This window comes from Bacillus niameyensis (assembly GCF_001375535.1).
Classification (GTDB): domain Bacteria; phylum Bacillota; class Bacilli; order Bacillales; family Bacillaceae_C; genus Lederbergia; species Lederbergia niameyensis.
Window position 1 is genome coordinate 3901098 of record NZ_LN831197.1, and the last position, 20176, is coordinate 3921273.

Here is a 20176-nt window from a genome sequence, read left to right on the forward strand (position 1 = left end):
AATCCTTCCAATCTATATTCTAGAGAACGATTCTTTCCCGTTTTTCAGCCGAATCGAGTGCAGCTTTTACTGCTTTTATTCCATTTATTAAATTATCATAAGAGAATTTCAACGGTTTCCCATCTAAGACACAATCAGCAAAATCATCCGCTTGCAATTTATATGGATTTACGTTCTCGTCTGGAATCGTTTCACTTACACCATTTTTTACAATTGTATAAGATTGGTCACCAAGAAAAGCTGGATTTAAAATAATTCTTCCCTTTGAACCAAGAATTTCTAGTTCGTTTCGTCCTGCTGCCCACATAGCACAATCAAAAGTTAGTGCAACTCCGTTCGAAAACTCCATTAAACCAGAAGCCATCATATCAACATCACCATGTTCCGGTGAGAAGAAGGCATGGGCCGTCACAGCGCTAGGCTCTTCATCGAGAATAAGTCTAGCTGTGCTAATTGGGTAACAACCAACATCATAAATAGATCCGCCGCCCCATTCTTTTGTAAAGCGTATATTACCGTGACTCCCTGAGCTATCAAAGGTAAAGACGCCATGAATACCGCGAATATCACCAATTTCGCCATTTTTGATTCTCGATCTAATATCGGCAAATCGTGGTTGATGCCTGTGCATATAGGCTTCCACTAAAATAACTCCTGCTTTCTCACATGCCTCTACCATTTCAGCTGCTTCATTTTCATCTAAAGCAATGGGCTTTTCACATAAAATATGCTTTCCTGCTTCAGCTGCCTTAATCGTCCATGGTTTATGTAAGTGATTCGGAAGTGGAATGTAAACGGCATCAATATCGGGATCACTTAATAAATCCTCATAACTCCCATAAGCTTTTGCAATTCCTAATTCCTCTGCAAATTTTTGAGCCTTCTCTAAATTGCGGCTTGCAACAGCTACAACTTCATTTCTATCAGATTCTTGTATACCTGGAATTACAGAGCGCTTACCGATACTTGCTGTACTTAAAATTCCCCAACGAACTTTCTGATCAACCAATTCCATCCCTCCTATATAAATTACGAGATTAGTATAACATACGGAAGAAAATTCAGATATATTAAGGTACTTTTAATATTAGAAAAAATAATTTATGAATAAGGTTTTGTAAAATTTGTCGAAATAAATCCGATAAATAAAATAAGGTGATTATTGAATAAAAGGAAAGTATAGATTTGGTTAGTGTTGGAGCTAGCTTCATTCGCCCGGATGTAGCACGTTTTTCGTCAAAAAGGCGCTTCCGCTTTTCTTATTGTCTAGCTCCAGCGCCCAGCGACTAACAAACTTTCCGCTTCTTCCTACGATAAGTCAACATCGATTCGCCATTGGCTCATCGTGTTTCCTTTATCTCGGGCCAACAGGATGTTGGTCAGAACGGAGTTGCGCCAGAACGGCGCGCCTTTAGCCGTTCATCCTTATTAGAAAGTTTGTCCGTCGCTAAACGGTCGCTTCCGCTTTTCTTATTGTCTAGCTCCAGCGCCCAGCGACTAACAAACTTTCCGCTTCTTCCTACGATAAGTCAACATCGATTCGCCATCGGCTCATCGTGTTTCCTTTATCTCGTCAGAAGCTAGAAAAGTTTGTCCGTCGCTAAACGGTCGCTTCCGCTTTTCTTATTACAACACAAGGATGTGTTCAAATGGATCTACAAACATCCCCGTACCTATTTATATATAGTGAAAAAAGTCGTGTGCTTACCCCTGTTATGGATCATGCAGGTAAGTTTCATGAGCTCAAGCCTGCTATATTGGACTTTCTTAGCGATAAGAATTTTGATCATAAAAATACATATCCTTTATCACTCAATGGAGAACAGTTTGAATTGTCGAGGATTCCAACTGAAAAGGGAGATACTTTTATTTTCATTATGCCGCGCTTAGCTCAGGCTACTTTTATAAAAGCGGGGATCGATCAAATTATTAGAGAGCAACAACAGAGTCTGTTCGAATTTATAAAGTTAAAGTCGTTTTCTGACAGTATGGTTAAGGATATGTATCAAGAAATATGTGTTACGCTTGCAAAGTTAGTAGAATGTGATCGTGTAAGTATTTGGGTTTTTAATGAAGACAAAAGCATTTTACAATGTAAAAATGCATTTTTGACTGCGACAACGGAACATATAGCTGGTGCTGAACTACAGAAAGCGGGGCATCCTATCTATTTCGAACAGATAGAAAAAGCTCGATTTATGGCGATTAGCGATGTTGAATTAGACTATCGAACGAAAGATTTTATAAAGGATGTAAAATCTTTGTTAGACGTACCAATCGTATTAAGCTCTGGAATAGGCGGCGTAATTTGTTGCGAGACTTTTGATAAAAAAGAATGGTCGGAATTTGATCAAATATGGGCAGGGATGCTCGCCGATATGATCAGTTTTTTATTAGAACGGTCAAATCGAATGGAAGTAGAAGAAAAGATGATGCAACTGGCTTATTTTGATCCCCAAACTGGGCTTTTAAACCATCATACTTTTCTAGAACAGATTGAAAAAGAAGCAAGAAAGCTAAAACCTGGTAAAAAAAGTACCATTATTTACTTTGAGCTTGATCAATTTAACCATATTCAAGATGCCTTAGGGTATGGAAGCGGGGAAGAAGTGGTTAAGATTACCGCGGACCGTCTTAAAAAGGCAATGGCCGATAAAGGGCTCGTTTCCAGAATCGGTTTTGGCCATTTTGCCGTATATATTGAAGAAGATTTAGCGGAAGCAATGATAAACAAGGTGTCTAAAGACCTTCTTAAACCAATGTATGTTCAAGGTCAGGATGTTTATATTACATATAGTTACGGGATCAGTATTTATCCTGATCATGGGGATAGTGTGAAAATGTGTGTGCAACATGCCCAAGTTGCATTGAACAGTGGAAAAAGGCATAATTTGCGCTCGGTTAAGGTTCAATTTTCAAATGAAATGGCGAGCGAGACAAAGGAAAATCTATTAGCAGAAATGAACCTTCGTAAAGGTCTAGATTTAAATGAATTCGAGCTTTATTACCAGCCGCAAATTAATAGCTATACTGGGAAGATAAGTGGGCTTGAAGGCTTGATTCGCTGGAATCATCCCGAAAAGGGCTTAATATTTCCTAATTTCTTTATTGACTTAGCAGAGTCAACTGGTTTGATCGTGCCAATCGGTGAATGGGTTATCGAACAAGCGTGTAGCCAATTGGAAAAGTGGTATTTAATAGGAGAGCAAAACTTGACGATATCCGTCAATATTTCTCCACGACATTTCTTACACTCTGGAATTACTCGATTTTTACATTCATGTTTAAGAAAATATAAAATTAATCCTCAGCAATTAGTCATTGAAATTACTGAAAACGTTGCGTTACAGGATTTTGAATCGGTAAAAGAAAGGATAACTGAAATTCGATCTCTTGGTTTCTTAGTAAGCATTGATGATTTTGGAACAGGGTTTTCTGCCTTTCAGTACTTACAACACTTTCCTGTGCAAGAGATAAAGATAGATCGTCAGTTTATTCGTAATATTGCCAACGATAATGTGAGTATGGGGATTGCGAAAACGATTATTGATTTAGCCAAAATACTTCAATTAAATGTTGTGAGCGAGGGTGTGGAAACAAAGGAACAATGGCAAATTTTGAAGGAGCTTGGCTGTCCCATTTTACAAGGTTATTATTTTTCTAAACCAAAACCAATCAGTGAACTTTCAGACTGGCTAAGTGCTTTGCAAAAATAGGAATAAGGGGCTGTCCAAGTCGGATGGCCCCTTACTTGTCCCTTTGCAAGACCTATTCATTCAGCGTCATTCAGAAAATGAATTTCCTTTATTAAACTTTGTCCCCATATTTTTCATTTGATCCATTAACTTGTTGCGGGATTTTTCATTTCGGAGAAGGTAAGCAGCCCCTAAAGCCACAGTTGTTGCCACAATCGCCTTGTTCTTCATGTTAGCATCTCCTTTGCGTTGATTTTCCCTTCTCCTTTGGTATTCCCTCTTTTTTGGTGATTAATCTTATATATTAATGAAAAATATTTCAAGCTTGATCATATAAAGGTACATAAAGTTCAGTTGTTTGGCGGTACCTATATCTCGACATTTCCCGGGAAATTCAACAAAAACAGCATGAATAATATTGTTAATCTGCTGTTTTTCGTTAAACAATTAGACAGTCATGTCGATATTATTACTAAAGAATAGCGAAGGGGAGTCAATCAATGGTTGGACAAGTTGGAGCTGGGCAATCGGCTACTTCCTCCCAAATGAATGGGGTTACGACGAGAAGATCAGAGGAAGTACCAACTATAAATAAACAAAACCAACAAGATGGAGTAATAGCACAAGAAGCGAACCAAAAACTTCAAAATAAAGTGAATCCAAAAGAGGAACTAGAAAAAGTTGTAAATGGTATGAATGACTTTTTGAAAGCATCTCCAAATACTCATTTAAAGTTTCAATTTCACGATGAACTCAATGAATATTATGTAACTATTATTGATGATGTAACGAAGGAGATCGTGCGGGAAATACCTCCCAAAAAAATGCTGGACATGTTTGCAGCAATGACAGAATATATCGGATTAATGGTTGATAAAAAAATCTAACAATAACATTCGTTAGATATGGAGTGATAGGACAATGAGAATTGCAGGTTTGGCAAGTGGTATGGACATTGACCAAATGGTTAAGGACTTAATGAGAGCTGAACGCGTGCCATTAGATAAACTAAAACAGAAAAAACAAACACTTGAATGGCAACGTGATGATTACCGAGCACTTAATACGAAATTGCTCAGTTTCCGAGACAAATTAGCTAATTTGAAGCTCACAACTAATTACCGAGCTAGAACCGCCACTTCCTCCAATGATGCCTATGTGAGTGCAACAGTAACAAGCGGTGCAGCGCAAGCGTCGTATTCGATTTCAGAAGTGAAGCAGTTGGCGAGTGCAGCGACGTTGGTTAATGCTGGAAAGATTTCAGCTCAAGATAAAAAAATTGATCCAACAAGAAGTTTGATGGACCAGGGCGGTAATTTTTTAGAAGATATTAGTTGGGAAAAAGGTGTCATAGAGTCGAAGACATATAATGGTAATACAGAAATTAAACTTGATATTAACCAATTAAAGACACTTAGTGATGGCTCTATGGAAAGTATCAATATAAAAGTAAACGGACAAGCATTGGTAGTTAAGATGGGTGATGATGAAACTAATCTCGGTAAGAATGAAGTGCTTGTTAAAAATGACGGAACTCTCACATTTGGCACTCCGTTAACCAAAGATAGCGTTGTTAAGGTCGATTATGTTCTTAATGAGAAGTCAGTAGATTTTACCTATCCAGATGACGAAGGGAAATCATCGGTGATTTGGAATATTGGTGGGGGGGCAATTGCTACAGCTAGCATAACAGTCGAGAAAAGCGAAACTGAGAGCGAATTATTAACAATTGAAGGCGATAATGTTATAAGAAATGGGGAAAGTATCGGTAAAATAAACTATGATACCGGAACGATAACATTTACTGGGGGTATATCAGAAGGAGAGAAGTTCAGTTTAACTTATACTCAAAACTACTCTTCCATTGGAATTAATACCCACACATCCAAAGGCGAAGTAAATGAAAAGATCTTTATTACAGGAAATGATTCATTGAATAATGTAATCCGCAAAGTCAATGAATCATCAGCGGGAGTAACGATGTTTTATGATTCTTTTTCTGATAAGGTAACTTTTACCCGAAAGGAAACGGGAAAGTTTAATATTGATGATGCTGATATTAAGGTTTCTGGTCAGTTTTTGGAAAAAGTCTTAATGTTTAATAATGTAGATGCTAATAACCCGATGAAGCTGACTGATGGTCAAAACGCCAAATTCACCATCAACGGCCTAGAAACCGAACGCAACTCCAACACTTTCGACATGAACGGCGTTACCATTACTTTAAAACAAACCTTTGCTGAAGCTGACAACATCCAACCACCATCCATCACGATCAGCAACAACACAGAAGGAGTTCTTGAAAACATTAAAGAATTCGTCACTCAATACAACGAGTTAATCAAGGAAATTGGCGGTAAGCTTGACGAAAAACGTTATCGAGATTATAAACCACTTACTGACGAAGAGCGTGAAGAGCTTTCTGAAAAGCAGCAAGAAAAATGGGAAGAGATGGCAAGAAGTGGTTTGCTCCGTGGAGATTCGGTTTTATCTAGCGTATTGTCAGAGATGCGGATGGATATGTATAGCACGGTGGAAACGAATGGTTTATTTAAGCAATTAGCCAGCATTGGGATAAAGACAACAGCTAATTATCTAGAAGGCGGTAAGTTGGAAATTGATGAGGCCAAGTTAAAAGCAGCTTTAGAAGAGGATCCGGAAGCGGTCGAAAATTTATTCCGTGGGAATGATAGTGAAGCGGGTAAAGGGATCGTACACAGACTTTATGACACTGTGGACTCGTCTATGAAAAAGCTGCAAGAAAAGGCGGGGCGTGCAACCTCAACGAACCAGCAATTTACGATAGGGAAAGAATTGGATAATGTCGATAATAGTATTGATCGCTTTGAAGAAAGAATGAAACAGGTAGAAAATCGATACTGGCGCCAATTTACGGCAATGGAAAAGGCTATTCAGCAGGCAAACCAACAATCAACGTATTTAATGCAGCAATTTGGTGGTTATTAATTTTAAGTAGTAAAGACTAGGATTTATATCCGGAGGTAATAAAAATGGCAAGTGCTAACCCATATCAAACATATCAAAAAAATACCGTTACGACAGCCTCGCCAGGAGATCTGACGTTAATGCTTTATAATGGTTGTTTGAAATTTATTCATTTGGCAAAAGTTGCGATGCAAACTAATAAAATTGAAGACAAGAATGTCAATATCCAAAAAGCACAAAATATTATTACAGAGTTAATGGTGACCCTTAATATGGACATGGACGTTTCTAAAAACATGATGGCTTTATATGATTTTGCGAACCGTCGTTTAATCGAAGCCAATATTCGCAATGACGAAAGTACCCTTATTGAAGTTGAGGAAATTATTACAGAATTTCGTGATACCTGGAAACAGGCAATTCAATTGAATAGACAGCTTCAACATAAAGCAAGCGGTGGCGGAATTTAATGAATACTGTCGAAAAATGTCTAGATCTAACAGAAAAGATTGTCGAACTTGCTCAAAAGGTAACTGAAGCGAATCGTGATCAAAGTATAGAGGAGATTGAAACATTATTGGAGCAACGACTCGAATTACTATCTCTGCTCCAGAAGCCTTATTCTGAGGAAGAGCAGATGACTGGTAAAAGGCTTCTCATACGAAACCAAGTGATGGAGCAATCTTTAATGAATATAAAAACAGAAATTCGAAAAGATCTACAAATGTTAGAAAAAAAGAAGCAAACAGCTACACGTTATCATAATCCATATGCATCTGCTGAGGAATTGGATGGGGCATTTTATGATAAACGGCGATAAAGCCCCTAGCGCTTCAATAGCTTTGGCGGAGAAAAAGTAACCTGTGTCCAATAAGGTAGCATATAGGCTTATCAGATTGAAGCGATATTTCTAAGACCATCACACATGGCAAAAGCTTCAAATTGAAATTAGAAATAGATCACTAAATGTACAGTGATCTATTTCTAATTATATTGAGGGAAGATACTTGTAGAAAGACCCGAATTATACTTAGATCTCCGTATTTAAAACAGATGAAATAGCAATTGTAAATAGAGTAAGAGCATTATCTATTCGCGCTTCTTTCATAATTAGTTAAATAAAATTAACAGTCTGATTTTTTGCAAGTGGAATCGCAATAACTAATGCCGTATGAAAAAGTAAAACGACAGAAATCCCCTCCATCAGTTGATCTACAGCGGAATACAATTCTTTTCACACAAGCAATTGTAAAATATGGGGAAGACGAATTAGATTCTCCCGGGGCTGGATTAGGTACTGCTTTTCTTATTACATGACCGTCGCAAGTTTCAAACTCTAAGACTCCATCACAGGGTGTAAATGGATTATTTGGTGGAATGAAAACAAAAGTTCGACCAGTAATAGTTGCACAAACGCCTTCCATTTCATGAATTATTGCTGATCCACCACATGGGACATCCTGTCCGCCATTAAAGTTGAAATTTGAAACATGTACTGATCCACATGAGCTGCCTTTTCGAGAACCAAAGTTATGGAAAGAATGATGCTCCATAATATCTCACCCTTCCAAAATGGGATTTAATATAAAATATGCTTACGGATTAATAAAGGTTTGTTTCTTTGCCATAGGGAATATTTATTAACTGAAATCCAGAAACAATTGTGAAATTAACTCGTTTGTTAATTATTTAACAAAATCGACAAATTTTTCACATGAAAATAGAGGATTATTTATGTCGTATGTAGAAGTATATACACATAGCATTTATTGAAGGAGGAGTTTACATGCTAAATTACAAAATCCGTGGTGAAAACATCGAGGTCACAGAAGCTATTCGTGACTATGTTGAAAAAAAGGTTAGTAAATTAGAGCGTTACTTTAATGAAACTCCTGAAGCAACTGTTCATGTGAACTTAAAAGTGAACCCTAATAAAAAAGCAAAAGTTGAAATTACAATCCCGATTCCTCAACTTGTTCTCCGTGCAGAAGAAGTTCACGAAGATATGTATGCGGCGATTGACCTCATTGTGGATAAGCTTGAAAGGCAAATTCGTAAGCATAAAACGAAAGTGAACCGTAAGTTCAGAGATCAGGGTAGGGGAATGGATATTTTCAATACTGGTGTCAACGGTACACCTGTGGCAGCTGAGGAAGACGATGAATTGACAATCGTCCGTACGAAACGATTTGATTTAAAACCGATGGATAGTGAAGAAGCGGTTCTGCAAATGAATATGCTTGGTCATAGTTTCTATGTATTCACAGATGCCGATTCAAACCAAACTAACATCGTCTATCGCAGAAAAGACGGTAAATACGGATTAATTGAAACGAATTAAATAATAATAGTACAAAGCATGAGTCTTGTTGGGCTCATGCTTTTGTTGTTCCGAAGTCTTTGTGAAAAGAGCAAGTATTTCGGATGAAAACAAGTGTAACGGCAAATAAGTCAAGTTCAACGGTTAATAAACCGCGCTCAATGGCTAATAAACTGCACCCAACGACTAATAAACCGCGCTCAACAGCTAATAAAACACTCAACGATAAATAACCGTCTAACAAACGAGAGCAACCACTATGTCGTTCGTTCTTCCCTAGTAGGAATGAAACGTTTATTCTTCCTTGAAGAGCTGACACTGTTATTCTATAATTTTACTATTAATTAAATACGGATAATTCGGGAGAAATGATGATGAAATTTGACTACTTATATCAACCTTTTTCTGCACAACGAAATACAGTCTTTGCGAAAAACGGAATGGTTGCCACTTCACAACCTTTAGCTGCACAGGCTGGCTTGGATATATTAAAAAAGGGTGGAAATGCCATTGATGCGGCAATTGCGACGGCAGCTACGCTTACTGTTGTCGAACCGACTTCCAATGGAATCGGCGGGGATGCATTTGCTCTTGTGTGGACCGATGGAAAACTACATGGTTTAAACGCTAGTGGACCTTCTCCACAATCAATTTCACTTGATGCATTAAAAGCTCAAGGATACGAGAAAATGCCTACTTATGGTGTAAACCCGATCACTGTACCGGGTGTGCCAGCGGCGTGGGCAGAGCTTTCTAAAAGGTTTGGAAAGCTTCCTCTCCAAGAAGTATTGGAACCAGCTATCCAATATGCTGAAAAAGGTTTTCCGTTAACCCCGACTTTAGGTAAGTATTGGAAAATAGCTTATAATCGTTTTAAAGAACATTTATTAGCAGATGAATTCAAACCGTGGTTTGCAACATTTGCTCCAGATGGTCGTGCTCCTGAAATAGGGGAAATGTGGCGCTCGCCTGACCATGCTGCAACGTTAAGATCGATTGCTCAGACGAATGGGCAAAGCTTTTACACAGGTGAATTAGCACAGAAAATATCCGATTATATTCAACAATATGGCGGTTTTTTGTCGAAAGAGGATTTAGTTAACTATAAGGTAGAGTGGGTAGAGCCTATATCTGTCAACTACCGTGGTTATGATGTGTGGGAGATACCCCCTAACGGACAAGGGATTATAACATTAATGGCTCTGAATATTGCCAAGGAATTTCAGTTCGCTGGAAAAGAAAATGTCGAAACTTACCATCAACAAATAGAGTCTATGAAACTAGCTTTTATCGATGGAAAAGCGTTTATTACAGATCCATCACATATGCCATTAAAACAAGAAGAACTCCTATCTGAGGAGTATGGAAAAAAACGCCGCACCCTTATCGGATCGACTGCACTAGAACCAAAACCGATGGAACTGGCGACAAGTGGTACGGTCTATTTAGCTACAGCTGACGGGGAAGGAAATATGGTTTCATTTATCCAAAGTAATTATATGGGGTTTGGCTCTGGGATCGTCATCCCTGGCACTGGGATTGCTATGCAAAATCGGGGACATGATTTCTCCTTTGATGAAAAACATCCGAACGTTCTGAAGCCTGGGAAGAAATCGTACAATACTATTATTCCTGGCTTTTTAACGAAAGACGGCAAAGCAGTTGGTCCATTTGGAATTATGGGTGGCTTTATGCAGCCGCAGGGACATTTTCAATTAATCTCAAATACGATTGATTTCCATCTGAATCCTCAAACCGCCCTTGATGCTCCACGTTGGCAATGGATAGAAGGGAAAAAGATTCTAGTTGAGCCTAATTTCCCACTTCATATCGCGCAAGCTTTAACACGAAAAGGACATGAAGTTCAAATTGCGGTTGATTCAGGCGGTTTTGGCCGCGGACAGGTAATCTGGAGGGATTCAGAATCAGGTGTATTAATGGGTGGTACCGAATCTCGTACAGATGGATCTATAGCATCATGGTGATTGAATCTAGAAAAGGTAGATGAATTTTTAAATGAAGCAAAAAGATATTTTTATTGCCTTTTTTCGGTCTGGTATTCTTGGATTTGGCGGTGGACCATCAGCGATTCCTTTAGTTCATCGAGAAGTGGTCCATACTTTTAAATGGATGAGCGATGAAGAGTTTGGAGATGTATTGGCACTTGCTAATGCGCTCCCGGGTCCAATAAATACTAAAATGGCTGGATATATCGGCTATCGGGTTGGCGGTTATCTTGGTTTGTTTAATGCAATTGTAGCAACTGCTTTTCCAACAGTAGTCATGATGATTGTTTTTCTCACGCTGCTTAGTGCGTATAAAGATAAACCATGGGTCGCAGGCATGACAAAAGCGGTTTTACCAGTAGCAGGTGTAATGATGGGGATGTTAACGTGGGATTTTATTCATAAATCAAAAAAAAATCTAGGGTGGCTATGGACCGTTTTTCTACTAGGGGCGAGCTTAATTGCAATGGAATTCCTTGGAATCCACCCCGCGATTGTGATTGCGGCTCTTCTTGGTATCGCCCTTTTATCCCGTAAACAAAAGCAGAAAAAAGATATTGAGAGGAATCAACCATGATTTATTGGCATATTTTTTTGGCATTCTTTATCCCTGGAATTCTTGGGTATGGAGGGGGACCATCTTCCATTCCACTGATTGAACATGAGGTTGTGGATCGATATGATTGGCTAAGTGTCCAAGAGTTCAGTGAAGTCATTGCCTTAGGAAACGCGCTTCCGGGCCCAATTGCAACAAAAATAGCCGGTTACATAGGCTTTCAACAGGGCGGGATATTAGGAGCAATCATTGCTTTATTTGCAACGGTTGCCCCCTCACTCATCCTTATGATTCCACTATTGGGTTTACTTTTAAAACATAAAGAGTCCCCAAAGGTGAAGAGAATGACCTTACTTGTGCGGCCAACTATCGCAATTTTACTTGCCATTCTTACAATTGATTTTTTTACTAACTCCTTTGAAGGATCAGGCATTTTTCATACAGTTTTTATTGGAATTGTAAGTCTACTTTTACTTAAAAAGTGGAATGTCCATCCAGCCTATGTTATTGGAGGGGCACTCGTATATGGTGCTGCTTTTCTGTAGACTATTGTCATGAAAAACTGTTAGTGATAAGATAGATTATTAGGTAAAAGGTTCGAAAAATATTTAGATTGGATTTTGCTTTTTTTGAAAAAATCCATCTGTATTCCATATAGATAGGGGAGCTTTCATTATGGTTGCTTTTCTCAATAAAATGTTTGATCTTAACAAACGTGACATTAAGCGTCTTGAAAAAATGGCAGAGAAGATTGAGTCTTTGGCTTCAGAAATGGAAAGTAAATCCGATGAGGAATTGCGTAATAAGACAGAAGAGTTTAAACAGAGGTATGAGAAAGGTGAATCTCTAGACAGCCTACTTACTGAGACATTTGCAGTTGTACGAGAAGGAGCCCGACGCGTTCTTGGACTTTATCCTTATCCAGTTCAATTAATGGGAGGGATTGCCCTTCACGAAGGTAACATCGCAGAGATGAAAACAGGTGAAGGTAAAACATTGACCGCGACTATGCCTGTTTATTTAAATGCTATTACTGGAAAAGGTGTTCATGTTGTTACAGTAAACGAATATTTAGCCAGTCGTGATGCGACAGAAATGGGTGAGCTTTATCAGTTCTTAGGTCTTACGGTTGGGCTTAACTTGAACAGTATGTCGAAGGATGAGAAACGCGAAGCTTATACGGCCGATATCACATACGGGACAAATAACGAATTTGGTTTTGATTATTTGCGCGATAACATGGTGTTATATTTGGAGCAAAAGGTTCAACGTCCTTTACATTTTGCCGTGATCGATGAAGTGGACTCGATTTTAATTGATGAAGCAAGAACGCCATTAATCATTTCGGGGCAAGCACAAAAATCAACACAATTATATCTACAAGCTAACTCTTTTGTTAGTATGTTGAAAATAGATGAAGACTACACTTATGACGAAAAAACTAAAGGTGTTCAACTTACAGAAGAAGGGATTAATAGGGCTGAACGCGCTTTTAAAATCGACAACCTTTTTGATCTTTCTCATGTGACATTGAATCACCATATTAATCAAGCTTTGAAAGCACATGTTAGTATGCATCTTGATGTTGATTATGTTGTGCAGGAAGGCGAGATTGTAATCGTTGACCAATTTACAGGTCGTCTTATGAAAGGACGTCGATTTAGTGATGGTCTGCACCAAGCGATTGAAGCAAAAGAGGGAGTAGATATCCAAAGTGAATCCATGACAATGGCTACAATCACTTTCCAAAACTACTTCCGTATGTATAAAAAGTTGGCTGGTATGACTGGTACAGCTAAAACGGAAGAAGAAGAGTTTCGGAACATCTATAATATGAGGGTTATTGTAATCCCTACGAATTTACCGATTGCTCGTGATGATCGTGCTGATTTAATCTATGCATCCATGGACGGGAAATTCCGTGCAGTAGTTGAAGATATTGCCGAACGCAACAAAAAGGGGCAACCAATTCTAGTTGGTACAGTGGCCATCGAAACATCAGAGTTAGTGTCTTCGCTATTAACGAAAAAAGGGATTAAGCATAATGTCTTAAATGCGAAGAACCATGAACGTGAAGCGGAAATCATTGTCGAGGCTGGTCAAAAAGGAGCGGTTACGATCGCAACGAATATGGCTGGTCGTGGTACAGACATTAAATTGGGTGAGGGTGTAAAAGAACTAGGCGGACTTGCCGTCATAGGGACAGAACGCCATGAATCACGCCGAATTGATAATCAGTTAAGAGGCCGGTCAGGACGTCAAGGTGATCCAGGGATTACGCAATTTTATCTTTCGATGGAAGATGAATTGATGCGTCGTTTCGGATCTGAGAATATGAAATCGATGATGGCAAAACTTGGAATGGATGACACCCAGCCGATCCAAAGTAAAATGGTATCCAAAGCGGTCGAATCTGCGCAAAAACGGGTTGAGGGTAATAACTTTGATGCGCGGAAACAGCTTTTACAATATGATGATGTTTTGCGTCAGCAACGGGAAATTATTTATCAACAACGTAATGACGTTATGGAATCAGAGAATCTCCGCAGTATTATTGAAAACATGATCCGTTCTGTAATTGAGCGAGCAGTCTCAACACATGTATCGACTCAGGAGAATGAGGAACAAAGGAATTTACAAGGGCTAATCGACTATGTGAATGCTACTCTTCTTCCAGAGGGAGATATTACTGTTGATGACATTAGAAGGAAAGATCTAGAAGAAATCACTGAATTAATAATTGATAAGGTGAAAATTCGCTACGATGAGAAGGAAGAGCAATTAACACCTGAACAAATGCGTGAATTTGAAAAAGTTATTTTACTACGTTCAGTTGACACGAAATGGATCGATCATATTGATTCCATGGATCAGCTTAGACAAGGGATTTACTTACGGGCATACGGCCAGATAGATCCTTTAAGAGAGTACCAAAGCGAAGGTTTTGCCATGTTTGAAGCGATGGTTACATCTATTGAAGAAGATACGGCAAAATATGTGATGAAGGCACAAATTCGTAACAACCTTCAACGTGAAGAAGTAGCGAAAGGACAAGCTGTTAACCCGAAAGAAGGGGAAGGCGGCGAAGTAAAGAAAAAACCAATTCGCAAAGAAGAAAAAGTCGGTCGTAATGAACCGTGCCCATGTGGCAGTGGTAAAAAATATAAAAACTGTCACGGAAGACTTGCATAAACAGACATGACCAGCAGAATCGCCCTTACAATCTCTGTATGGGCGTCCCTGTTTAAATAGAAACCAATTTTTGAGGTGTTGTTATGGAATTATTTGAAGTACGTGCGGAACTTGAAAAAACAGCTAAATTATTAGCTGAGTTTAGGGGGTCTCTTTGACCTCGAAGAAAAGGAAACAAGAATTGCTGAATTGGACGAAAGAATGCTTGAACCAGGCTTTTGGGATGACCAGCAAACCGCCCAAACGATCATTAATGAAGCGAATAGCTTGAAAGATCTCGTAAATGAATATAATGAGTTATCGGAAATACAAGAAAATCTAGAACTGACACATGAACTCGTTAAAGAGGAAAGTGATCCAGATTTAGAGCTGGAACTAGAAGCCGAATTAAAACAGCTTATCGAGCGTTTAAGCGAATTTGAACTTCAGCTATTATTAAGTGATCCATATGATAAAAATAACGCGATAATCGAACTACATCCAGGTGCTGGCGGTACGGAGTCGCAGGACTGGGGCTCGATGTTATTAAGGATGTATACACGCTGGGCAGAGAAAAAAGGATTTAAAGTGGAAACTCTCGCTTATCTTCCTGGGGATGAAGCAGGAATTAAAAGTGTTACTTTGCTTATTCAGGGCCATAATGCCTATGGCTATTTGAAGGCGGAAAAAGGGGTTCATCGTCTAGTTAGGATCTCCCCATTTGATTCTTCGGGAAGAAGACATACATCGTTTGTTTCATGTGATGTGATGCCGGAATTTAGTGATGATGTCGAAATTGATGTTCGACAAGAAGATTTGAAAGTTGATACGTACCGCTCAAGTGGTGCAGGTGGCCAGCACGTCAATACGACTGATTCTGCAGTTCGTATTACCCATTTACCAACAGGTATCGTCGTAACTTGTCAAAACGAACGCTCTCAAATTAAAAACCGTGAAAAAGCAATGAGTATGTTAAAAGCTAAACTCTATCAAAGGGAAATTGAGCAGAAGGAAAAAGAATTGGCAGAAATACGTGGGGAGCAGAAAGAAATTGGTTGGGGCAGCCAAATCCGTTCTTACGTTTTTCACCCATACTCTATGGTAAAAGACCATCGAACTAATGAGGAAACAGGTAATGTCCAAGCAGTAGCAGATGGAGACATAGATATGTTTATTAACGCCTATTTAAGATCCAGGCTATGAAAAACCTAAGAAGGTCAGAAGAAGCGATGCTTTTCTTCTGGCCTTTTTCACATTTCATAAATCTGTGATAAATTGATAAAGTCAATAGTGGCAATGACTTCCACTGTTATTCCCTATTTTTTGCTAAAATCTCGGGATTCCTTATTCGTTTAATCTAAAGTCAATCTTGGTATACTAAAGCTAAATAGATAAACAAAGGGGATGCATGGAATGAAGAAAAACTGGTTAATGATTCTAATGGGTACCATGCTTGCAATCGGACTTGCGGCATGTGGTGGTGGAAATAATGCTGATAACAACGGTGGCGAATCTGTCAGTGATGCAGAACAAATTGCTAAAAAGAACTGTCTATCCTGCCACGGTGATAATTTAGAAGGTAGAAATGGACCACGATTAGCGAATATTGGATCCGAATTATCAAAAGATGAAATTCTGGCCGTCATCGAAGAAGGACGCCCTGGTATGCCGGGTAACTTAATTAAAGGTGACGATGCAGAAAAGGTAGCCCAATGGCTATCGGAGAAAAAATAAATATCTTTTTAAAAAATGTGGTGAGCTAAGCTCCCACATTTTTTTATAACTTTTATTCATAATCTCGCGACTTTGTAGTGGAATTTACCAAGTCATCCTTTTATTTCATAATTTCCGGGTGGAATCTTTTAACATTGATTAGTAATTTATTAAATTTGCCATTTATTTTTTTAAGTCTAGCAATACAAATCTAAATCGAACTATTAGAAATTACCTATTTTTTTCGAAAAGAAAAATAAGTAAAAAGACATAGGTGGAGGTATGGATTTATGTAAAAAGTTAGAACGAAAGCTCTAAAAATGAAATATAACTGTAACATAAAAGCCACTATCTGATGTTATAATGGATTTGACCTTAAATTTCGTCACGGAATGACAGCACGCTTTCTTCTTTTTCGACTGTCAAATGAATAGATTCTAGTTACGAAAATAGGCTATTTTTTTTGCTAAGGATAGAGGCGAATTCATTAGAACCGGGTGAGAATATGATTGAAATGCAGGATGTGGTAAAAAAATACCCGAACGGCATCATGGCCGCAAATCGTTTGAACATCCTTATTAAACAAGGTGAATTTATTTATGTTGTTGGACCTAGTGGAGCAGGTAAATCCACTTTTGTAAAAATGATGTATAGAGAGGAAAAGCCGACATCGGGAAAAATCCTCGTTAATGGTATAGATTTAGCAACATTGAAAGACAGGAAAGTCCCCTATTTAAGACGTAGCATTGGGGTTGTCTTTCAGGACTTTAAACTACTTCCAACATTAACAGTTTTTGAGAATGTTGCTTTTGCTTTGGAAGTAACGGAAAATCGTCCAAAAGATATAAAAAGAAAAGTCATGGATGTTCTTTCATTGGTTGGACTTAAACATAAAATGAGAATGTTGCCCACGGAATTATCTGGCGGTGAACAGCAACGTGTTTCAATTGCAAGATCGATTGTAAATAATCCTAAATTAATTATTGCTGATGAACCAACAGGTAATTTGGATCCTGATACAGCATGGGAAATCATGAGTATTTTGCAAGAGATTAATTTACAAGGAACGACCGTGATTATGGCAACTCATAATAAGGAAATTGTCAACACGATAAAACATCGAGTTGTAGCCATTGAAAACGGAAGAATTGTCCGTGACGAGCAGCGGGGGGAATACGGATATGAAGGCTAAAACCATCGGCCGTCATCTAAGAGAAAGCTTCAAGAGCCTTCGCCGCAATGGTTGGATGACCTTTGCCTCAGTTAGCGCTGTTACAGTCACACTCTTATTAGTTGGCGTTTTTCTAGTCATTATGATGAATATGAATAAATTTGCAACTGATATAGAAAATGATGTTGAAATTCGCGTACATATCGACTTGACAGCTACGAAGGAAGATCAACAGGAATTAGAAAATAACCTCAGAAAAATACCGCTAGTTGAATCGATTACTTTCTCCTCTAAAGAAAAAGAGTGGGAAAATCTCGTCGATACAATGGGGAAAGCATGGAGCGCCATTGGAGACGAGGACAACCCGTTGCATAACGTATTTGTTGTCAAAATTAAGAATCCGGAAGATACACCTACTATTGCAAAGGATATTCGAAAACTTAAATGGGTTCATTCAGCTGAATATGGAGAGAAAAAGGTAGAAAACCTCTTTAGTGTATTAAAGATTAGTCGTAACGTTGGTCTTGTCCTAGTAATAGGCCTTTTATTTACAGCTATGTTTTTAATTTCAAATACGATTAAAATTACTATTTTTGCGAGACGACGAGAAATTGAGATTATGAAATTAGTAGGAGCAACTAATTGGTTTATTCGCTGGCCGTTCCTTTTTGAAGGAATTTGGTTAGGAATACTCGGCTCTTTTATTCCAATTGCAGCCGTTGCAACTGGCTATTACTATGCCTATGACTTTTTGGTCATCCGCATACCTGAAAATTACTTTTTAAGTCCACTTGAATTTAGTCCATTTGTCTATCAGGTTAGCTTACTTCTTTTATTAGTTGGCGTTTTGATTGGTGCATGGGGAAGTTTTATTTCAGTAAGACGTTTCTTAAAAGTGTGAGGAACACACTTGGAAATCAACACAGAAAAAGCTTTAAGTAGAAAATGCAAAGGGAGAAAGGGGAAACCATTCTTGGAAAGACGTTCATTACTCTCAGTGACGCTGGCGGCTACACTTGCTTTGGGCGGATTGTTTATCCATACGGGAGATGCTAGTGCTTCTACATTAGACGAGCTACAAGGGCAGAAATCAGATATACAAAATCAAAAGTCTATTATTAACCAGTCCATTACGGAAAAGGACGGGGAAATTTCGAACATTAACAATCAACAAGATACATTGCTTGAGGAAATGAAAAAACTAGAGGCAGAAATTGCCAATACCGATCAAAAGATTACAGAAAAAGAATCGGAAATTGTTGCAACAAAAGCTGAAATTGAAAGATTAAAAGCTGAAATAGAGGAACTGAAACAGCGAATTGAAAAGAGAAATGAAGTTCTTCGAGAAAGAGCAAGAAATATTCAACAAAATGGCGGCTCTGTTAAAATTATTGATGTTTTACTTGGGGCTGGTAGTTTTGGAGATTTAATTGACCGTATTTCTGCTGTAACTACTCTTGTTAGTGCAGATCAGAAGATATTAGAAGAACAACAAGCTGATAAAGAGCAGTTAGAATCTGATCAGCAAAAAGTAGAAACAGAGCTTAATAATTTAGAAGTAATGCTGAAAGAATTAGAAGACTTAAAAGCAAATTTAAAGACACAAAATGCTCAAAAGAAAAAACTATCTGAGCAATTAGCTGAACAGAAGAAACATATTGAAGGCGAAAAAATGTCTTTAGAAGAGGAAGCTAAGGTTCTAAAAGATCAAGAAGCAATTATTCAAAAAGCAATAAATGGTGAGAAAGCACGAATTGCTGAAGAAGAGCGTAAACGGGAAGAAGAAAGACAACGACAAGCTCAAGCCCAGGCTCAAGCTCAGACATCAAATCAATCTAGTGATAGTGGACAAGCTTCATCTCCATCACAATCGTCATCTGGCTCGAAAACACCAAGTGCTGGTGGGAGTGGAGTTCTGAACTGGCCTGCTAGCGGATATATCTCTTCGGGATATGGTGGTAGAAGTTTAGGTCAACATTTTGGAATTGATATTGCAGCTCCTAAGGGTACCCCTATTTACGCTGCTGCATCTGGAGTAGTTACAAGATCTGATTTCTCATCGAGTTATGGAAATGTTGTTTATGTCTTTCACCCAGAATTGAATTTAACAACTGTTTATGCCCATATGTCAGCAAGATCTGTTTCATTGGGTCAAAAAGTGAATTCTGGCCAGAAACTTGGTGCGGTAGGTAATACTGGACACTCATTCGGTAATCATTTACACTTTGAAGTTCATCGTGGTGGATGGAGCTACCATGGAGGACTAAATCCAATGGGTTTCTTGAAATAAAGTAAATAATACTCAGTGGAGACACTGATCAATAAAGAAAAGGTGTTGCAATAGTTGCAACGCCTTTTTCTGACCCTGCGGGATAAAAAATAGTTGTTTAGTAATGTGGTATACTCATTAAAAGTAATTCATATTCATATACTATTGGGAGCAGACCATACTTATGGCAGCTACCTTTTAAAAACGCACCAAGAATGCCGAGTTCTTTGGTGCGTTTTTTGATCTGACATTCACTTTTTTTTTTATGTGAAAAGAAAGTTAGTTTGAATTATGTGATAAGCGGCTATTCATTGGAAGGTATAAAGTTC

At 38.4% G+C, this 20176-nt stretch carries 19 protein-coding genes; 16 read left to right on the forward strand and 3 right to left on the reverse strand.

Going from position 1 to position 20176, the window contains the following annotated elements:
- Positions 1 to 19: 19 nt before the first annotated feature.
- Positions 20 to 1015 (reverse strand): Gfo/Idh/MocA family protein, encoded by a 996-nt coding sequence (locus BN1243_RS17905; RefSeq protein WP_195892130.1) that lies wholly within the window; start codon positions 1013 to 1015, stop codon positions 20 to 22.
- Between the two features lie 634 nt (positions 1016 to 1649).
- Here BN1243_RS17905 and BN1243_RS17910 point away from each other — a divergent pair.
- Positions 1650 to 3716: a sensor domain-containing phosphodiesterase gene (locus BN1243_RS17910; RefSeq protein ID WP_062109105.1), complete on the forward strand. Its 2067-nt coding sequence runs from the start codon at positions 1650 to 1652 to the stop codon at positions 3714 to 3716.
- Between the two features lie 66 nt (positions 3717 to 3782).
- Here BN1243_RS17910 and BN1243_RS22390 read toward each other — a convergent pair whose 3' ends face one another.
- Positions 3783 to 3926 (reverse strand): hypothetical protein, encoded by a 144-nt coding sequence (locus BN1243_RS22390; RefSeq protein WP_195892131.1) that lies wholly within the window; start codon positions 3924 to 3926, stop codon positions 3783 to 3785.
- Between the two features lie 269 nt (positions 3927 to 4195).
- Here BN1243_RS22390 and flaG point away from each other — a divergent pair, with 269 nt between their 5' ends.
- From flaG to hpf, 6 genes are all read left to right on the forward strand, one after another.
- Positions 4196 to 4582: a flagellar protein FlaG gene (flaG, locus tag BN1243_RS17915; RefSeq protein ID WP_069201803.1), complete on the forward strand. Its 387-nt coding sequence runs from the start codon at positions 4196 to 4198 to the stop codon at positions 4580 to 4582.
- A 34-nt stretch (positions 4583 to 4616) separates the two neighbouring features.
- Complete coding sequence (gene fliD, locus BN1243_RS17920) at positions 4617 to 6662, forward strand: flagellar filament capping protein FliD (protein ID WP_062109107.1); 2046 nt, start codon at positions 4617 to 4619, stop codon at positions 6660 to 6662.
- A gap of 44 nt (positions 6663 to 6706) precedes the next feature.
- Positions 6707 to 7111 (forward strand): flagellar export chaperone FliS, encoded by a 405-nt coding sequence (gene fliS / locus BN1243_RS17925; RefSeq protein WP_062109109.1) that lies wholly within the window; start codon positions 6707 to 6709, stop codon positions 7109 to 7111.
- Complete coding sequence (locus BN1243_RS17930) at positions 7111 to 7461, forward strand: flagellar protein FliT (protein ID WP_062109111.1); 351 nt, start codon at positions 7111 to 7113, stop codon at positions 7459 to 7461. The genes fliS and BN1243_RS17930 overlap by 1 nt, the downstream gene beginning before the upstream one ends.
- A gap of 344 nt (positions 7462 to 7805) precedes the next feature.
- Complete coding sequence (locus BN1243_RS22775; protein ID WP_230200250.1) at positions 7806 to 7958, forward strand: hypothetical protein; 153 nt, start codon at positions 7806 to 7808, stop codon at positions 7956 to 7958.
- Between the two features lie 469 nt (positions 7959 to 8427).
- Positions 8428 to 8982 carry a ribosome hibernation-promoting factor, HPF/YfiA family gene (hpf, locus tag BN1243_RS17940; RefSeq protein WP_062109114.1) on the forward strand — a complete coding sequence of 185 codons (555 nt, stop codon included), beginning with the start codon at positions 8428 to 8430 and terminating at the stop codon, positions 8980 to 8982.
- A 34-nt stretch (positions 8983 to 9016) separates the two neighbouring features.
- Here the strand turns inward: hpf and BN1243_RS17945 are convergent, their stop codons facing one another.
- Positions 9017 to 9205, reverse strand: a complete 189-nt coding sequence (locus tag BN1243_RS17945) for a hypothetical protein (protein ID WP_062109116.1) — start codon at positions 9203 to 9205, stop codon at positions 9017 to 9019.
- A gap of 130 nt (positions 9206 to 9335) precedes the next feature.
- Here BN1243_RS17945 and BN1243_RS17950 point away from each other — a divergent pair, with 130 nt between their 5' ends.
- The 9 genes from BN1243_RS17950 (at position 9336) to BN1243_RS17990 (ending at position 19868) form a co-directional block, all read left to right on the forward strand.
- The gene (locus tag BN1243_RS17950) at positions 9336 to 10946 is read left to right on the forward strand and encodes a gamma-glutamyltransferase family protein (RefSeq protein WP_062109118.1); all 1611 of its coding nucleotides are present in this window, start codon (positions 9336 to 9338) and stop codon (positions 10944 to 10946) included.
- Between the two features lie 31 nt (positions 10947 to 10977).
- Positions 10978 to 11544: a chromate transporter gene (locus BN1243_RS17955; RefSeq protein WP_062109120.1), complete on the forward strand. Its 567-nt coding sequence runs from the start codon at positions 10978 to 10980 to the stop codon at positions 11542 to 11544.
- Positions 11541 to 12068 carry a chromate transporter gene (locus BN1243_RS17960; RefSeq protein WP_062109122.1) on the forward strand — a complete coding sequence of 176 codons (528 nt, stop codon included), beginning with the start codon at positions 11541 to 11543 and terminating at the stop codon, positions 12066 to 12068. Before BN1243_RS17955 ends, BN1243_RS17960 begins: the two co-directional genes overlap by 4 nt.
- 130 nt (positions 12069 to 12198) lie before the next feature.
- Positions 12199 to 14715: a preprotein translocase subunit SecA gene (gene secA / locus BN1243_RS17965; protein WP_062109124.1), complete on the forward strand. Its 2517-nt coding sequence runs from the start codon at positions 12199 to 12201 to the stop codon at positions 14713 to 14715.
- Positions 14716 to 14798: 83 nt separating this feature from the next.
- Positions 14799 to 15897, forward strand: a protein-coding gene (gene prfB / locus BN1243_RS17970) for a peptide chain release factor 2 (RefSeq protein WP_154669895.1) whose coding sequence is annotated in 2 segments (ribosomal slippage) — positions 14799 to 14870 and positions 14872 to 15897 — 1098 coding nt in all. Because the reading frame shifts where the segments join, the coding sequence is not laid out codon by codon here.
- Between the two features lie 210 nt (positions 15898 to 16107).
- Positions 16108 to 16428, forward strand: a complete 321-nt coding sequence (cccB, locus tag BN1243_RS17975; protein ID WP_062109128.1) for a cytochrome c551 — start codon at positions 16108 to 16110, stop codon at positions 16426 to 16428.
- A 484-nt stretch (positions 16429 to 16912) separates the two neighbouring features.
- On the forward strand, positions 16913 to 17599 hold the full coding sequence (gene ftsE, locus BN1243_RS17980) for a cell division ATP-binding protein FtsE (protein ID WP_062109129.1): 687 nt from the start codon (positions 16913 to 16915) through the stop codon (positions 17597 to 17599).
- Complete coding sequence (gene ftsX, locus BN1243_RS17985) at positions 17589 to 18479, forward strand: permease-like cell division protein FtsX (protein ID WP_062109130.1); 891 nt, start codon at positions 17589 to 17591, stop codon at positions 18477 to 18479. Before ftsE ends, ftsX begins: the two co-directional genes overlap by 11 nt.
- Before the next feature lie 72 nt (positions 18480 to 18551).
- Positions 18552 to 19868 carry a murein hydrolase activator EnvC family protein gene (locus BN1243_RS17990; RefSeq protein ID WP_062109131.1) on the forward strand — a complete coding sequence of 439 codons (1317 nt, stop codon included), beginning with the start codon at positions 18552 to 18554 and terminating at the stop codon, positions 19866 to 19868.
- The last annotated feature ends 308 nt before the right edge of the window (positions 19869 to 20176 follow it).

Bases quoted from the DNA above. Each gene is read 5' to 3' on its own strand.
- BN1243_RS17960 (WP_062109122.1), top strand. From the start codon at position 11,541: ATGATTTATTGGCATATTTTTTTGGCATTCTTTATCCCTGGAATTCTT.
- flaG (WP_069201803.1), top strand. From the start codon at position 4,196: ATGGTTGGACAAGTTGGAGCTGGGCAATCGGCTACTTCCTCCCAAATG.
- fliS (WP_062109109.1), top strand. From the start codon at position 6,707: ATGGCAAGTGCTAACCCATATCAAACATATCAAAAAAATACCGTTACG.
- BN1243_RS17955 (WP_062109120.1), top strand. From the start codon at position 10,978: ATGAAGCAAAAAGATATTTTTATTGCCTTTTTTCGGTCTGGTATTCTT.
- BN1243_RS17930 (WP_062109111.1), top strand. From the start codon at position 7,111: ATGAATACTGTCGAAAAATGTCTAGATCTAACAGAAAAGATTGTCGAA.
- BN1243_RS17910 (WP_062109105.1), top strand. From the start codon at position 1,650: ATGGATCTACAAACATCCCCGTACCTATTTATATATAGTGAAAAAAGT.
- hpf (WP_062109114.1), top strand. From the start codon at position 8,428: ATGCTAAATTACAAAATCCGTGGTGAAAACATCGAGGTCACAGAAGCT.
- cccB (WP_062109128.1), top strand. From the start codon at position 16,108: ATGAAGAAAAACTGGTTAATGATTCTAATGGGTACCATGCTTGCAATC.
- BN1243_RS17905 (WP_195892130.1), bottom strand. From the start codon at position 1,015: ATGGAATTGGTTGATCAGAAAGTTCGTTGGGGAATTTTAAGTACAGCA.
- BN1243_RS22775 (WP_230200250.1), top strand. From the start codon at position 7,806: ATGCCGTATGAAAAAGTAAAACGACAGAAATCCCCTCCATCAGTTGAT.
- BN1243_RS17950 (WP_062109118.1), top strand. From the start codon at position 9,336: ATGAAATTTGACTACTTATATCAACCTTTTTCTGCACAACGAAATACA.
- fliD (WP_062109107.1), top strand. From the start codon at position 4,617: ATGAGAATTGCAGGTTTGGCAAGTGGTATGGACATTGACCAAATGGTT.
- BN1243_RS22390 (WP_195892131.1), bottom strand. From the start codon at position 3,926: ATGAAGAACAAGGCGATTGTGGCAACAACTGTGGCTTTAGGGGCTGCT.
- secA (WP_062109124.1), top strand. From the start codon at position 12,199: ATGGTTGCTTTTCTCAATAAAATGTTTGATCTTAACAAACGTGACATT.
- ftsE (WP_062109129.1), top strand. From the start codon at position 16,913: ATGATTGAAATGCAGGATGTGGTAAAAAAATACCCGAACGGCATCATG.
- ftsX (WP_062109130.1), top strand. From the start codon at position 17,589: ATGAAGGCTAAAACCATCGGCCGTCATCTAAGAGAAAGCTTCAAGAGC.